Genomic DNA, 14,780 nt, shown 5'->3' on the forward strand with positions numbered 1-14,780 from the left:
GCTTCTTTTGCCTTTAAAAAGATTATCAACTCACTGTTTGTGTCTGTTTCTGAGTCGCTATCGCGTAATTGGGAATACAATTGGCTTCCATATAAGCGCGATACTCCTCAACTTGGCGATCGCACTGTGCCGAACTCCAGCCCCCATATTGAGACAGGGTGTCGGTTAGCACCGGCAGAATATCAAAGCCATAGTTGGTATGCATGGCTAAGCTAGTACGGCGACGGGCAATATCCACCAACGTCCGCGCAAATTCCGACTGCACCGCATAGATAATTTGGGCTTTAATATCGGGCAAGTTCGGCGTAATCGCTTGTGCTAATTCCGGTTCCTCGTCCGTTAGCGCTAAAATATCCAACGCCTTAGCCCCATATATATCAAACAGGTGATGGATTGTCGCCAAGGGTAATGAGGTGCGATAGTCTTGCAGCGCTTTTTCTAGGCGCGGATCACTGGGTAAAATGGCTCCCGGTAAGGGTTTCTCGTAAGTAGGACAAGGGGGGGCAGATCGTCCCTGCTTGCGATATACTTTATCCACCATCTCTTCACCCACTTGGCGATAGGTGGTAATTTTGCCGCCAATTAGAGAAATTAGATTGTTCACACCCTCTGGGGTATGGTCATAGAGAATATGGCTGCGGGTGACACTGCCCGGTTTTTTCCCCTCTGCATTGGGCAAAGGACGTACTCCCGCGTAAGTAAATTTAACATCTTGGCGGGACAATTGGGCAGTGGGCAGAATCCGATTGGTTTCGGTGAGTAAATAATCAATTTCCTCGTTGTCTGCCTTAATTGAGTCTAGGGCACCTTGATGTCGCAGATCGGTGGTGCCAATCAGATACATACCTAACCATGGCACAATAAAAAACGGACGACCATCCGTTTTTGCTTCTACATACAAGGTTGTTTCGGGAGCGCCGGGGAAGGGAGGGACAATGATGTGACTTCCCTTGGTCGGACCGAGTTTTTTATCCTTACCAATGGGCGCTGATTGTCCATTTTGCACCCCAGACTGACAAACCTTATCTACCCAGGGACCGGCTGTATTCACCACCACGGCGCGATCGCTCCCTCGGACGGTGAATTCTTCTCCGGTTAAGGCATCTTTGCACGTAACGCTGGTGATGCGATCGCCTTGGCGCTGCAATTGGGTGACTTGTGCATAGTTGAGAACCGTTGCTCCCGCAAGTTCTGCACAGATAATATTCTCTAGTGCTAAACGCTCCGCATACGCCACCTGAGCGTCATAATATTGCGCTCCACCGACTAAACCATCGGGATCGAGATGGCGAAAGAGCTGATTAAACTTCTGTTTGGGCAGCATCCGGTGGGGGGGCAGGGTTTTCTCGAAGCTCAAGATATCATAGAGCAGCATCCCCGCTTGAATTTTCCAATAGGGACGAGAGCGATCGCTGTAGATGGGAATCGTCAGCATTAGGGGCTTGACTAAGTGGGGGGCTGTATGCAGGAGAATTTCTCGCTCCCGTAGCGATTCCCGCACTAGGGCTATTTCAAAATATTCCAAATAGCGCAAGCCACCGTGAACTAATCTCGTTGACCAACTGGTTGTACCACCGCAGAAGTCAGCCTTCTCCAGTAAAATGGTTTTAAGACCTCGCAAAGCCGCATCTCGGACGACACCAGCACCATTAATGCCACCTCCAATGACAATTAAATCGTAGGTTTGGCTCTGGATGGTTTGAAAATCACGCATGATCCCGTTTGAGTAACATCTAATCTAACTTCCACAGTAGTCGCGACTATGCAAAATGAACAAATCAGGGAAGGGCGACAAGGACGTTAACTCAAAACGTCCCTGGAACTTCCCGATCAAACAGCCACTGCTTCCGGTTGCTTCGCTGTCTGAGGTTTGGTTTTCTCAAACATCTCAAACAAGTGATCTGCCCAGCACTGTATATCGTACTTAGTTACGATGTCATACATTTTTGCCATGCGTTCCTTTTGCTCTTCCGGAGACATAGCCAGCGCCTGATCAATCGATTCATCCATGCGATCGACGGAGTAGGGGTTGGTCAAAATGGCATCGGGTAGTTCCACGGCTGCACCGACGAACTCCGAGAGGACTAATACACCTTCTTTTTTCTCGTGGGTGATGATATATTCCTTCGCAACCAGATTTAAACCATCTCTCAAGGGAGTTGTCCAGCAGATATCTGCGGCTTTGTAGTAACAGAGTAAGTCCGGTAAAGGAATGGGTTGGGTAAATAGCATAATCGGTAGCCAGTTTAAGTTCCCGTACCGCCCGTTAATTTTTCCGGCTAACTGCTCAATCTGAGTTTGGGCAGTTTTATAGACGCGCATTCCAGACGCTGAAGCCACACAGGTGACCAGCATATTAATTTTGCCATGCAAGTCCGGACGACGCTCTAACAGGCGTCCATAGGCTTCTAGCTTTTCACGAGTGCCTTTGACGTAGTCTACTCGTCCGGCTGAGATAATTAACTTGCGATCGCCTAAGCTTTCCTTAATTTCCTCAAACCGTTTTTGAGTTTCTGGCTTATGCAGGATGGAGAGAATTTGTTGAGGATTAGCGCCGACAGGGAAGGGATCGAGGTTGACTAATTGATCTTTGTATCTTAGCTGGGTGGTCATTTCTGGCTCAGCCAAGGCGATTCCCGTCGGGGTGATATGCTTGGGTACGGGTTCTTTCTTGACGATTTCTACCGGGCGCAGGCTGCGAGCCACGTTGACGAAGTTCTCTGAATAGCGAGGAATATGGAAGCCAACGATATCGCAACAGAGTAAACTATCGGTAATTTCTTCCCGCCAAGGTAAGATATTGAAAATATCCGCAGCGGGGAAGGGAGTGTGATGGAAGAACGCAATCCGAGCATTCGGCTTTAGCTGCCGGATGTAGTAGGGTACTAACCATAGATTGTAGTCATGCACCCAAATTAGAGCATCATCTGCTGCTTCGTCACAGGCGGCTTCGGCAAATAGACGGTTAATCGTGTGAAAGTTTTCCCAATCTGATGTCTCGTAAGTGAAGTGATAGGGGAATGAATGCAGAATGGGCCAAAATGCTTCTTTTGAGGTGATGTGATAGAAATGCTTGACCTGATCGGCGGAGAGGGGAATCCGACGAACGTTGTAGTTCCCTTCACCTTCGACAACAATCCGCTCCTCAAAGTTAGCTTTCTGCTTAGCATTCACCTGTTTCCAAGCAATCCAGGTGCCTTGATTGACGCCGGCAAAGAAACTTTTTAGGGTTGGTACAATACCATTGGGGCTTTTCTTTGCCCGATAATGCACTTTGCCATTTTCCACAACCTCGTCATAAGGTTCGCGATGATAAAGGATAACGAGTGATGATTTCATGCAACTACCTCCAGGTGTTTACCATTAACAGTGGTACGATTCCCGATCCCAATGCAACTTGGATGAGAAAATAAATTTGATAGATTCGATGAATTTAGAGTTTTAGGCTGTCCACAGTGATGATTTTCACCTTTGACTTTTGGCTTACTCTAAGAGTATCTCGTTACTCAAAGGCTGGAAAACCCAGTCAGTATTCTCCTGACAGGAAGTAAAGATTGAACCCATTACCCGTTTTGCTTATATTACCAACCATGATGTTTTTGAAGGTTGCAATGGATAGGGTCTGGGTTTGTCCTATAGAGATGTTCAACAGGGGGAAAGTCTGAGCGCTACAGCATTGCAGATATTGGTTTAATCCAGGCTTTTGTTGATTGCAAGCCCCCAAAATCCGCTGATTTAGAGCGGTGACAACTATTTGAAACAGATTGGAAGTCATTATTCGATCGAAAAAACTCTCAACAGTCTAATTTTGATGACAAAACCGCCAATGTACAGATTAAACTGGCTGTGCCATCAAATCCTAGGGGAATTGTGTTCAACCTCGATTACTATTTGCCGTACTCAGTACTCTGTCCATACGACTAACGTCGTAGCAGGTTGGCGAGAGTTTACTTGAGCCAAAGCTAACAACAAAACTGGGATACCTCAGAATTCAACAAGAGTCTGACATCAAGTGGACAAGGATTCATCACTTACACTCTGGTTATGGATGATATCTGCCATCGGCAGGTTTCCTTATCGAGTAGCTATCTGTAGCTACTATACTACAAAAGTATAAAAAAGTGTAAATTTTAGTAAAATTTAGCAGAATACTTCGTCTCACGAATGACTTATGACAATCAAACTATTCCCGATCGCAACGCCACCACCGCCGCTTGTACCCGATCATCAACCGAGAGTTTGTTCATGATCCCGCGTACATGGGTTTTAACGGTATTGGCGCTCAGGTAAAGTTGAGCGGCAATTTCTGGGTTACTATAGCCTTCGACGATGAGTTTTAAGACTTCTAGCTCCCGTTGTGACAAATTGGAAACATTACCCTTGGGAGAAGGGGGAGACAAATGCTTGAGAACTTGACGACCAATTTGAGGGTCGAGGTAAGTCGCGCCTTCAGCCGCCGCTGCGATCGCCTGGAGTAATCGTTCTACACTTGATCCTTTGACACAGTAGGCATCAGCGCCGCTAGAGAGGGAGGCAATAATTTCGCGATCAGTGGTGTGAGAGGTTAAGATGACCACTCTCACCTCAGGGAGTTCCGCTTTAATTTGCTGAGTAGCAGCAATCCCATCTAAACGCGGTAAACCAATATCCATGACCACGATATCAGGTTTGAGTTGTTTGGTCATTTCCACGCCCATATAGCCATCTTCAGCTTGTCCCACCAGTTCAAGCTGGGGGTTAGTGGATAAGGATTGTTCTAAGCCAAGCTGCATCATGGGGTCATCTTCTACAATCACCACTCGCAGGGGTGGGGAATTTGTGGGGGAATTAGTCGGGGAGGGAAGTTCTGAGGACATGGTTTGTACCCAAGTAACGCAGCAGGCGCGATCGCACTTCCGTATTTTACAAACATTGTGTCCCCTAGATGGATAGCCGCATACAATTTAAGGTTTGTCGTTGGTGATGGGGAGGATGATGGCGAAGACAGCGCAACTACGAACTCCTATAGTCGGTGATGCGGATTTGGCTCTATTGGTTCTCATCGGGTACTGGGAGACGATACTGACGAGCAATGTAGTAGAAAAAGCGATAGTAATCAGCAAATTGTTCGCTCTCACAGCGTCCCTGCCAGTTGTAGCTTACATTGTCCTGTGTCAGGGTCAGTGTAATCACACTGATCTCAGGGTCAAGGTCTACCTGGAGTTTACCTGTTTCACCTTGTTCAGTGAGGAAATTCTGAGGTTGAGATGGATTGAGTGGTTTGGATGTACTCTCAGGTGATGGGGTTCCCAGTTCGGCAAATTCTGCCCATCCCCTAATCTCACAGTCGGGATTCTCAGGATCGCGAAAAGCTCGACCATCAAGATTGTCGGGTATGGGAAAGGGTATCCAATTACTGGGATAGAGGAACTCAAAGTTGAAGCGGGGGTTGCGGTAGGTGTTCCAGGTTTGTGGCAAATCCACGTTAGTACCCTGACAGCTTACGAGTAAGACAGCCAGTGGCGCGATTCGAGCAATGAACTTTGTGGTCATTTGTCATTCGTCCTTTGTCTGTCTCAAGTGGTGATTGGTGATTGGGAAAAATTCCTTCCTCCTTGTCTACCCCAGCTCGCCATAGTTCCACGCCTAGGAGTCTCTACAATTGCTCCCCCACACCTTAGATTTATCCGCCCAGTCTGGTATGAGAACTGGATAATGTAAAGAAATATTACAAAAATGCCGTCATGCTGGCTTGAGGTATTGACAGCCAGAAAAAATGGCGATAATCTGGCATACATACCCGGGTAAAACGATTGAAAATCATATGCAAGACAAGCAAAAAGTTACGTTGTATCTTCCACCAGGACTTCATCGCCAGCTCAAAATTAGAGCAGCCGTTGATTCAGACTCGATGTCGGCGATGGTCGAGAGAGCAATCGTATTCTATCTACGCCACCCGGAAGTGGTTGATGAGGTAGAAGCATCCTACGGAAACACTCATCGGGTATACAATTGCCCCGAATGTTCTAGCTCAGTGGTTATAAAAGATGGAGATATGGTTTCCCTGAACAATCAACCCAGCCTTCTGGATGATGAACTGCCTGTGGAGAAAGTGCGAGAAGAAGTTAACTCCCGTACCGATTCTCAGGGCGAAGAGGAACTCGTTCCTTGTTGATAGTGTTACAAAAACAGTACAAAAACAGCTAACTGCGAGAGTTCTATTAACAATGTTTGGGCAGTGGTTGTGCCGTCTCTAAGTAGGTCGATAGTCATGCAAGAAGAGATAAGTATTCTCATTCAAGCTCAATACCCTCTAATCTACCTGGTGACGTCAGAGGAAGAGCGGACAGAACGGGCAATAGCCATGATTGCTCAAAATAAAAATCAGCAACGGCGCGTATTTGTGTGGACTGTCACCCATGGGATTGTGGAGTATGGTCAATCACGCCACGTCACCCAACACAATACAGTCTCTCCAGAAGCTGCTATTCAATGGGTTATTCAGCAAAAAGAACCTGGTATCTATATATTTAAGGATCTACATCCGTTTATTGATTCTCCAGCAACAACCCGATGGCTGCGGGATGCTATAGCGAGCTTCAAAGCAGCTCAGAAGACGATTGTACTCATGTCTCCCATGCAGCAGGTGCCGATCGAGTTAGAGAAGGAAGTGGTGGTTCTCGACTACCCCTTACCTGATTTGACTGAACTCAACCAAGTGCTGTCTCAGCAATTGGAAAAAACAAAAGGGCGTCGCACCACTACGGAAACGCGGGAGAAACTCCTGAAAGCGGCATTAGGTCTGACGCGAGATGAAGCTGAGAAAGTGTATCGCAAAGCCCAAGTTAAAGCAGGGCGTCTCACGGAAGGGGAAGTTGATATTGTTCTTTCTGAGAAAAAACAGCTCATTCGTCGCAATGGTATTTTAGAGTATATTGAAGAGGATGAAACCATTGATGCCGTTGGTGGTTTAGAAGAGCTGAAGCGATGGCTGAAACAGCGATCAAACGCCTTCACCGAACGGGCAAGAGAGTATGGTTTACCCCAACCCAAAGGGATGCTGATTCTGGGAGTACCCGGATGCGGAAAATCTCTCATTGCCAAGACAACCTCTCGCCTTTGGGGACTACCGCTGTTGCGGTTAGATATGGGTCGGGTTTATGATGGTTCTATGGTTGGTCGCTCAGAAGCCAACTTGAGAAATGCCCTAAAAACAGCAGAATCGATTTCACCCGCCATCCTTTTCATTGATGAGCTTGACAAGTCTTTTGCGGGGAGCAGTGGCTCGGCTGACTCCGATGGTGGCACCTCTAGCCGCATCTTTGGCTCCTTCTTAACGTGGATGCAAGAGAAAACATCGCCTGTATTTGTCATGGCGACAGCGAACCGAGTAGAACGGCTACCGGGAGAGTTTCTCCGCAAAGGTCGATTTGACGAAATATTCTTTGTTGACTTACCGAATAAAGAAGAGCGTCAGCAAATATTTAAGATTCATCTGAGTAAGCGGCGTCGAGATATAGAGCGCTTTGATATCGAACAGTTGGCGACAATTTGTGATGGTTTTTCCGGTGCAGAAATTGAGCAAGCCCTCATCGCTGCAATGTACGAGGCATTTGCTCAAGACCGGGAATTCACCCAACTGGATATTATAGCGGCAATCAAAGCAACGCTACCGCTTTCTCGGACAATGACTGAGCAGGTCACAGCCCTGAGGGACTGGGCAAGACAGAGAGCGCGACCTGCTGCATCCTCCGTTGCTGAATATCAGCGAATGGAGTTCTAACAGGCTTTCTCCTGCTCCCAACAGGAGGAAAGGCTAGCAAATACTTGCTAGCAGTTTCGAAAGACGCCGCAATGTAACAGCGGCATACCCAAGAAAAAAGCTACGTTGTCGTTTGTTTTCTATCTCTACTGGAGGAAATCTAAAATGTCTCACTTTAGCACTCTGCGTACCAAGATCACCGATGCCGAAATCTTAAAGGCTTCTTTGAGCGATCTGGGTATTTCCGTGAAAACGGAAGCTGATGTGCGCGGCTACAATGGTCAACGGGTTCGTGCAGACCTCGTTGCTGTTCTCGAAGGCGAGTATGACCTCGGTTGGTCTCGCAATGGCGATGGTTCCTTTGACCTGATCGCTGACCTGTGGGGTGTTGCTAAAAAGCACAACCAAACCGAACTGATCAACTCGATCAACCAGAAGTACGCCGTTAACAAGACCTTAGCAGAGGTCAAACAACGTGGCTTACAAAATGCCAACGTTAAACTGGTGGTACAAAAATAGTCCATCTAGGCGTTCCCAAGCTTACGGGTTAACCAATTTATTTATTTGGGGTTGACCCGTTTTTTCAAAAGGTTTTAGAACAAATGTTCTAGTCTTTTCCATAATATAATAACGGCGGGAAAATCTCTCATCCAGGGAGTTGCTCCGCCGTATTTTTGTGTTTGCGATCGCGTTCCGAACTGCGGTAGCCTTTTATAGGTGAGGAGATGTACGCAGAGGATTGATAATCATGGTCAACTCAACAATGCGAGTATTAGCTCGTGTGGTAGCGCGTCCAGGAAAAGAAGAGAAACTCAAAGCACTGCTGTTAGAAATTGTTGAAGCGACGCGCAAGGAAGCAGGTTGTATCACTTACGAGTTATTACAAAGTCCGGCGATTCCCACGGAGTTTGCCTTTGTGGAAGAATGGGAAAGTGAGCAAGCTTGGAGGCTACATTTGGACTCGGCTCACATTCAGCAAGGGTTTTTAGAAGGCGAAGAGTTGTTCGCTTCACCGCCAGATATACGTCATTATGTATTGTTAGCTTAATCGTTCTGATTCGGGTAGGAAATGATTGATCAAGTTATACAGTAGAAAAAACTGGGTGATTAGGATACCAAATCTCTACTGTATATTGATTTACAAGAAAGCGTATGTTTGAAGATAATTTAAGCTCTTCTGAAAGGGCAAACTATACCAAACTCAACGAACTACTGGCAGCAGGGCGGTGGCAAGAAGCAGACGAGGAAACGTTTACAATTCTCCTGGAGATTACGGGTGCAGATAAACGCGGCTATTTAACTAATCAGGATATTCAGCAATTTCCTTGTCATGCACTTAGGCAGATTGATCAACTTTGGATCAAGTACAGCAGTGGTAAATTTGGTTTTAGTGTACAAAAGCGAATCTATGAGCAATCAGGAAAGGATTTAATGGCATTTGCTGATCGGATTGGATGGCGGGTATCTAATCGGTGGCAGAGTTACAATGAGCTGACGTTTAATCAGAATGCACCGATAGGACATCTCCCTGGGGGTGGAGTTGTGGGATGGTTAGCATGGGGAAATCTTCGTGATGATCTGTTGTATCGTGTTAGTGCGTGCAATATCTAGAACAAATATCACGCTCCCCTCTCCCCCCTTTCAAAGGGCAGGGCTAATTCATGTTCACGAGAGAAAATAATTAAGCGTGGAATTGTGATAATAATAGTCTCAATATTGGCTTCATTTTCTCCCCCAGCTCCCCCAGCTCCCCCCGCTCCTTAAATTTTCTTCGAGGACAATGAAGTCGCCCTACTTTCAAAGGGGGGCTAGGGGGGAGGGCTGTAGCTCATCCTATACCGCCGCTGCTTTCTTTGCTACCGACGCCTTAACTTGTGCCATAATTTCCTCCATCTGACTCACTAATTTCTTCGCCTCCTCTAGATTTTTATCGTGGGCGTGATCATTGAGTTGACATGCTAAATCTGACATTAATTCCACCGCCACAGACGCACTAGCACCTTTAAGTTGATGTGCTTTGTTTGCCAAAATTACCCAGTCTTGATCCGCTAACGCTTGCTGGGCTTGGGTGAGAAAGGTTGACCCATCATTAATAAATCCTTTTACTAATTCCAACTGGAACTCGGGGTCACCACCAGAAATCTCTGACAATGCACTCCAATCGACGGGATCTGTAGTCGTTTCCGCTCTATTTTGGCTGTCTATCGAATTAGTTTGTTTTGCCTTATTTTCCTTAACCACCAACGACCATCGCTGTAACATGACTTTCAGTTCTTTTACCATCACAGGTTTACTGAGATAGTCATCCATTCCCGCCGCGATACATTTATCTCTATCCCCTGGCATCGCATAAGCGGTCATGCCAATCACAATCGTATGACGGTCTGTACCTTCCCGTTGCCGTAATGTTTGCGTGGCTTGATAGCCATCCATCACCGGCATCTGACAATCCATTAACACGATGTCATAGTCATTCTGTGCCAATTTTTCCAGAGCTTTTTCACCATTTTCCGCAGAATCCCACTGATGACCGAGGAGGCGAACTTGGTGCTGGACTAATTTCAGGTTAACTGGTGTATCTTCCACTAACAAAAGAGTTAGTGGCATTTGTTGGTCAGTTTCCGTTTTCAATTTCGATGTCTTTGCTGCCAATGCAGCAACCTCTTGTTGAAAATCCCATCCTTTGCTGGGTAGTTCCTCCTTCAGCGAGGTGGTATTTAGGTCGATATGTCCTTTTAGCTGCTCAAGGAGTTTCTCTAACTCCCCAACTAATTTAGCGCTACTCTCCGCATTTTTGGTGATTGCCTGATGTCGCAGTTCCTCCGCCACATCGGGCATAGTTTGCACGGCGACTGAGGCGCTGGCACCTTTAAGTTGGTGGGCTTTATTGGCAACCATTACCCAGTCTTTATCGACTAATGCCTGTTTTGCCTGGTTAATAAAACTAGCGCCCTCTTTGATAAAGCCTTGGACTAACTCCAGTTGAAATGCCGGATCACCTTCAGAGATTTCCTTGAGACGCTTCCAGTCCACGACATCAGAGAGCAGACTACTCGTGGATTGAGCCGGATATGGACGTTCGGGTTTGGGTGAGACTCCTTTGACAACTGATGACCATCGCTCTAATACCGGTGCCAAGTTTTTCACCATGACGGGCTTACTTAGATAGTCATCCATTCCCGCTGCCAAACATTTTTCGCGATCGCCTTGCATGGCGTAAGCGGTCATGCCAATAATTATTGTATGACGGTCTGTGCCTTCTCGCTGGCGTAGTGTCTGGGTTGCCTGGTAGCCATCCATTACGGGCATCTGACAATCCATTAACACAATGTCGTAGTCATTTTGGGCGATTTTGTCAAGGGCTTCTTGACCATTTTCTGCCGACTCAGACTCATGTCCCAATAATTGCACCTGATGGCGCACCAGCTTCAGGTTAATTGGTGTATCTTCTACCAGGAGAATTTTTAGGCAAGTGGATTGGGGTGCTGGCTGAGAGGGGTCAGGGATAGCCGATTGGGTACTGAACAGGGTGGCTGGGATCTCAGACGCCAGGATTTTCTGTAATGATTCCAACAACTGAGATTCTTTCACCGGTTTAACTAAATAATCGGCAAACCCACTTTTGAGCAAAGGTTGGGCGGAATCCCCGGCGTGCATCGAAGTCATTAGGACTAACTTGGTTTTTGCCCAATCCGGTTCTGCGAGAATCAACCGTCCTAGGGTAGATCCATCAATTTTGGGCATTTTCATATCCAGTAGCGCTACATCGTAGGGTTTACCCGCTTCGGCAGACGCTTGCATGGCGTTGAGGGCAATAATACCATTATCGGCTTCATCTACCTCCATGCCTCTGGCTTCTAACTGATACTTGACAATTTGGCGATTAATTGGGCGATCATCGACGATTAATACCCGTTTCCCTTGCAGAGATTCGGGGGAAATGGGTAAATTACTAAAGATGCGATCGCTCTCATTCTCCTGGGTACCCGCCGCCACTGTACCAAAGGTAATTGTGAACCAAAACGTCGAACCCACACCGAGTTGACTCTCGACGCCAATCTCACCCCCCATCATTTCTACCAGTTGCTTACAGATGGCTAACCCTAAACCCGTTCCCCCATATTTGCGGGTGGTGGAGGAATCGACTTGGGAGAAGGCTTGGAAGAGTTTCCGTTTATCCTCTGGGTGAATCCCAATTCCCGTATCCCGCACCGCAAATCGCAGTTGAATTTTGTCCTGTTCCGCCAATTCCTGATGAACCGACACCCGAATCACGACTTCGCCAGACTCGGTAAATTTAATCGAATTACTCACTAAATTGGTGCAAATTTGGCGCAAGCGACCAACATCTCCCATCAGTCGTCGGGGTACATCGGTATCCACTAACAACGCTAATTCTAAATCCTTGGCTTCGGCTTGGGGAGAACACAAATCTAAGACATCTTCCAAAGACCGATTAATATTCAATTCATCGACATCGAGGCGCATTTCTCCAGCTTCGAGTTTGGAGAAGTCGAGAATATCATTAATCACGCCCAGTAAATGTTCACCACTTACTTGCAAGGTTTTAACGAAATCCAGTTGGCGGGGATTAAGATCTGTGGTTAAGAGTAATTCACTCATTCCCAGCACTCCATTCATCGGTGTGCGGATTTCATGGCTCATATTTGCCAAGAATTGAGCTTTTGCCCGGGCGGCTTCGACTGCTGCTTCCCGCGCTTCTACCAGTTTATTTTCATACTCTTTTCTTTCTGTAACATCCCGATTAACCCCGATTGCGGCAATTGGCTTACCCAGTTCATCCCGCAATGGCACAACCACGGTTTCGCAAACCCCTTTATTGCCATCTTTACGGATAAATTCAATCTCCTGTGTCCAGCGTCCTTCACGGAGTAAACTATCCAGCATCTGTTGAGTTAAAGCGGTGGCTGCATCAGGTTGGTAAATAATACCACAGGATTGACCTAACACTTCTGTTTTTTCATAGCCAAAAATTCGTTCCGCCGCCGGGTTCCAGTCTAGGATATGACCGTTTAAATCTGTGACAATAACGCCATCATAAATCGTTTCAAACATTAACGCTTGGCGGCGCAGTGCCTCATCTGCCCGTTTGCGAGCAGAAATGTCTTGGACTAAACAAACGATTCCCTGAATTTTGTGGACTGAATTTTTCATCACCGAGGCGGTAACCGATACGGGAACGGGGTCACCTTTTTTCGTAAAAAAGGTGGTTTCGTAGCGACCTAGAAACCCACTTTGTTGAGAGTCATTGGCTTGTAAATGAGCTAAAAAGTTATCTTCTTTAAAGAAATGATCTAAGGGCTGATCCCGCAGTTCTTTCGGGGAATAACCGGATAAGAATAATGTGGCTTCATTAAAACTCTCTACTCTAATATTTTTATTCAGCACAATGAGTGCATCACTCAAAGAACTGATAATATTATCTAGATATGATTTAGAAACTGTGGTTTCTTGAAGCTGTTTACTCATCTGATTAAAGGCATCAGCCAAGACACTCAGCTCGTCCTTGGTGTGCACCTCAACATAGGTATCGAAGTCCCCTTCGCCAATTTTCGAGGCGGCTTCTTTGAGCTTAACAATCGGCTTGGTGACGCGATCAGCTAAAACGATACCGAAAATAATCGATACGGCAACAACTCCAGTAATCGCCGTGAGATTAATAATCAGCGAGTAGGTTGAACTTCGATTCGCTGTTTTATTTTCTTCTTCTAGAGTATTAGTATGAAAGGTAATCGCTTGATCAACAACGGCTAAAAATTGGTCTTCAGCATTCTCCAAAGCTTGTCGTTTCGCCAAGATATCAGCCCGTTGGAAGTTGGCGTCATCTAAGGCTAAAATTTCCTGGCTGATTTTTGCCAAGAGTAGCTTACTGACTTTCAATTCCCGATAAAAACTTTGAGCTTGAGCCGTATTGGAAAAGGAGTTGAATTCGGCTAAATACTGATCTAGAGCCGCAACGGATTGTTGAAAGTCAATTTTGGCTTGTTTTTCAGGTTCCTCGTCTTGAGATGTTGGCGATGTTTCGGTAGATTTTCCTTCGATTACAGCATAACTATAGGCTTTATTGGTTAACCGTAAGGATGCTGCCTTAATCTGGTTTAATGCCACCAGTTGACGGGTTGTACCCTCGGTAATCTGATTAAATTTATCATCAACATTTTTCTTCGTTTGAATTGTAATAATTCCTAAAACAGCGACCAGCGATGCCACCCCGAGAAAGCCTGAGATAAATTTTGTTTTCAGTTTCATGTCTGTCTCCCGTCACTCTTTTGTCCTTCGGAGATTTATCAGAACATTCCGGATGATCAGGTGGCATAGTCTGACAAAACTTTTGCAGAAAATTAATGTCACCCTAATGGGATGTCCTCTTACACTGTAGCCGACACAGATGGAGATGAAAATAGGAAATTGTTTGAATAAAAATTAAGTAAAGGATGGGTGAATTTTTATTTTTACCGATTAAAATTATTGTCTTTTGATCGGGGCGGATTTAGGCGAGAAGATTAGGGGAGTTCGTCATTTGTCTATCATTCGTCATTCGTTATACTCAAGGGAGCGAGAAGCAAGCTACTTCCTTTGTAAGAGTTTGAGGGGGGTTTACATAAGTTAATGGAGTTGGGTTGATTTTCACCAACCTACTGATGTCAAAATAAATTATCTCCAAAGCAGGCTTGGGGAAAAGAATCCTATTTAAGGGGTTGACAAAGAGCGGAGTTTGATTTTATGATTACTTCATAATGGGAAAATGTGCCGACATATAGGGTATGATGTCAGATTATTATTCCAGCAGTAATCAAGGTAACTATCCTAAGTAAGAGCGAAAGTCCTGTAGGGGTTAAAGCTAGTCTCAAGCAACTAAAGAGGCGGATGCGATCGCGCCTTAATTGAAAGGATTCAGATAACGTAGAATTGAGGCGAAAACCCACTAAATTATCTCAGGCTTGGGGAAAAGAATCCTATTTGAGGGATTGACAAAGATAGTGGTTTAATTTTATGATTACTTCATAATGGGAAAATG

General features: G+C 45.9%; 10 protein-coding genes. 5 read left to right on the forward strand and 5 right to left on the reverse strand.

What is annotated here, in order from left to right; translation table 11 throughout:
- Positions 1–25: 25 nt before the first annotated feature.
- From glpD to ACLGGO_RS14225, 4 genes are all read right to left on the reverse strand, one after another.
- Positions 26–1,714, reverse strand: coding sequence for a glycerol-3-phosphate dehydrogenase (gene glpD, locus ACLGGO_RS14210; RefSeq protein WP_446419802.1), 1,689 nt, complete (start codon positions 1,712–1,714; stop codon positions 26–28).
- Positions 1,715–1,830: 116 nt separating this feature from the next.
- A complete protein-coding gene (ggpS, locus tag ACLGGO_RS14215; RefSeq protein WP_446419803.1) occupies positions 1,831–3,339 on the reverse strand; it encodes a glucosylglycerol-phosphate synthase in 1,509 nt (502 codons plus the stop codon).
- A gap of 839 nt (positions 3,340–4,178) precedes the next feature.
- Positions 4,179–4,856, reverse strand: a complete 678-nt coding sequence (locus ACLGGO_RS14220) for a response regulator (protein WP_446365525.1) — start codon at positions 4,854–4,856, stop codon at positions 4,179–4,181.
- 172 nt (positions 4,857–5,028) lie between these two features.
- Positions 5,029–5,532: a hypothetical protein gene (locus ACLGGO_RS14225; RefSeq protein WP_446419804.1), complete on the reverse strand. Its 504-nt coding sequence runs from the start codon at positions 5,530–5,532 to the stop codon at positions 5,029–5,031.
- A 271-nt stretch (positions 5,533–5,803) separates the two neighbouring features.
- Between ACLGGO_RS14225 and ACLGGO_RS14230 the strand changes: the two genes are divergently transcribed.
- The 5 genes from ACLGGO_RS14230 (at position 5,804) to ACLGGO_RS14250 (ending at position 9,352) form a co-directional block, all read left to right on the forward strand.
- Positions 5,804–6,154 carry a hypothetical protein gene (locus tag ACLGGO_RS14230; RefSeq protein WP_446336782.1) on the forward strand — a complete coding sequence of 117 codons (351 nt, stop codon included), beginning with the start codon at positions 5,804–5,806 and terminating at the stop codon, positions 6,152–6,154.
- Between the two features lie 96 nt (positions 6,155–6,250).
- The gene (gene ycf46 / locus ACLGGO_RS14235) at positions 6,251–7,762 is read left to right on the forward strand and encodes a stress-responsive protein Ycf46 (protein ID WP_446336783.1); all 1,512 of its coding nucleotides are present in this window, start codon (positions 6,251–6,253) and stop codon (positions 7,760–7,762) included.
- A 144-nt stretch (positions 7,763–7,906) separates the two neighbouring features.
- The gene (locus tag ACLGGO_RS14240) at positions 7,907–8,260 is read left to right on the forward strand and encodes a DUF1257 domain-containing protein (RefSeq protein ID WP_446336784.1); all 354 of its coding nucleotides are present in this window, start codon (positions 7,907–7,909) and stop codon (positions 8,258–8,260) included.
- 229 nt (positions 8,261–8,489) lie between these two features.
- Positions 8,490–8,789 (forward strand): putative quinol monooxygenase, encoded by a 300-nt coding sequence (locus ACLGGO_RS14245; RefSeq protein ID WP_446336785.1) that lies wholly within the window; start codon positions 8,490–8,492, stop codon positions 8,787–8,789.
- 104 nt (positions 8,790–8,893) lie between these two features.
- Positions 8,894–9,352, forward strand: a complete 459-nt coding sequence (locus tag ACLGGO_RS14250) for a GUN4 domain-containing protein (protein ID WP_446419805.1) — start codon at positions 8,894–8,896, stop codon at positions 9,350–9,352.
- A gap of 222 nt (positions 9,353–9,574) precedes the next feature.
- Here the strand turns inward: ACLGGO_RS14250 and ACLGGO_RS14255 are convergent, their stop codons facing one another.
- The gene (locus ACLGGO_RS14255) at positions 9,575–14,011 is read right to left on the reverse strand and encodes a response regulator (protein WP_446419806.1); all 4,437 of its coding nucleotides are present in this window, start codon (positions 14,009–14,011) and stop codon (positions 9,575–9,577) included.
- Positions 14,012–14,780: the final 769 nt, after the last annotated feature.

It is taken from the genome of Coleofasciculus sp., assembly GCF_046565525.1.
Taxonomy (GTDB): Bacteria; Cyanobacteriota; Cyanobacteriia; order Cyanobacteriales; family Coleofasciculaceae; genus Coleofasciculus.

What these genes read in the sequence shown, in the direction of transcription:
- glpD (WP_446419802.1), bottom strand. Translation starts at nt 1,714, where the DNA reads ATGCGTGATTTTCAAACCATCCAGAGCCAAACCTACGATTTAATTGTC.
- ggpS (WP_446419803.1), bottom strand. Translation starts at nt 3,339, where the DNA reads ATGAAATCATCACTCGTTATCCTTTATCATCGCGAACCTTATGACGAG.
- ACLGGO_RS14220 (WP_446365525.1), bottom strand. Translation starts at nt 4,856, where the DNA reads ATGTCCTCAGAACTTCCCTCCCCGACTAATTCCCCCACAAATTCCCCA.
- ACLGGO_RS14225 (WP_446419804.1), bottom strand. Translation starts at nt 5,532, where the DNA reads ATGACCACAAAGTTCATTGCTCGAATCGCGCCACTGGCTGTCTTACTC.
- ACLGGO_RS14230 (WP_446336782.1), top strand. Translation starts at nt 5,804, where the DNA reads ATGCAAGACAAGCAAAAAGTTACGTTGTATCTTCCACCAGGACTTCAT.
- ycf46 (WP_446336783.1), top strand. Translation starts at nt 6,251, where the DNA reads ATGCAAGAAGAGATAAGTATTCTCATTCAAGCTCAATACCCTCTAATC.
- ACLGGO_RS14240 (WP_446336784.1), top strand. Translation starts at nt 7,907, where the DNA reads ATGTCTCACTTTAGCACTCTGCGTACCAAGATCACCGATGCCGAAATC.
- ACLGGO_RS14245 (WP_446336785.1), top strand. Translation starts at nt 8,490, where the DNA reads ATGGTCAACTCAACAATGCGAGTATTAGCTCGTGTGGTAGCGCGTCCA.
- ACLGGO_RS14250 (WP_446419805.1), top strand. Translation starts at nt 8,894, where the DNA reads ATGTTTGAAGATAATTTAAGCTCTTCTGAAAGGGCAAACTATACCAAA.
- ACLGGO_RS14255 (WP_446419806.1), bottom strand. Translation starts at nt 14,011, where the DNA reads ATGAAACTGAAAACAAAATTTATCTCAGGCTTTCTCGGGGTGGCATCG.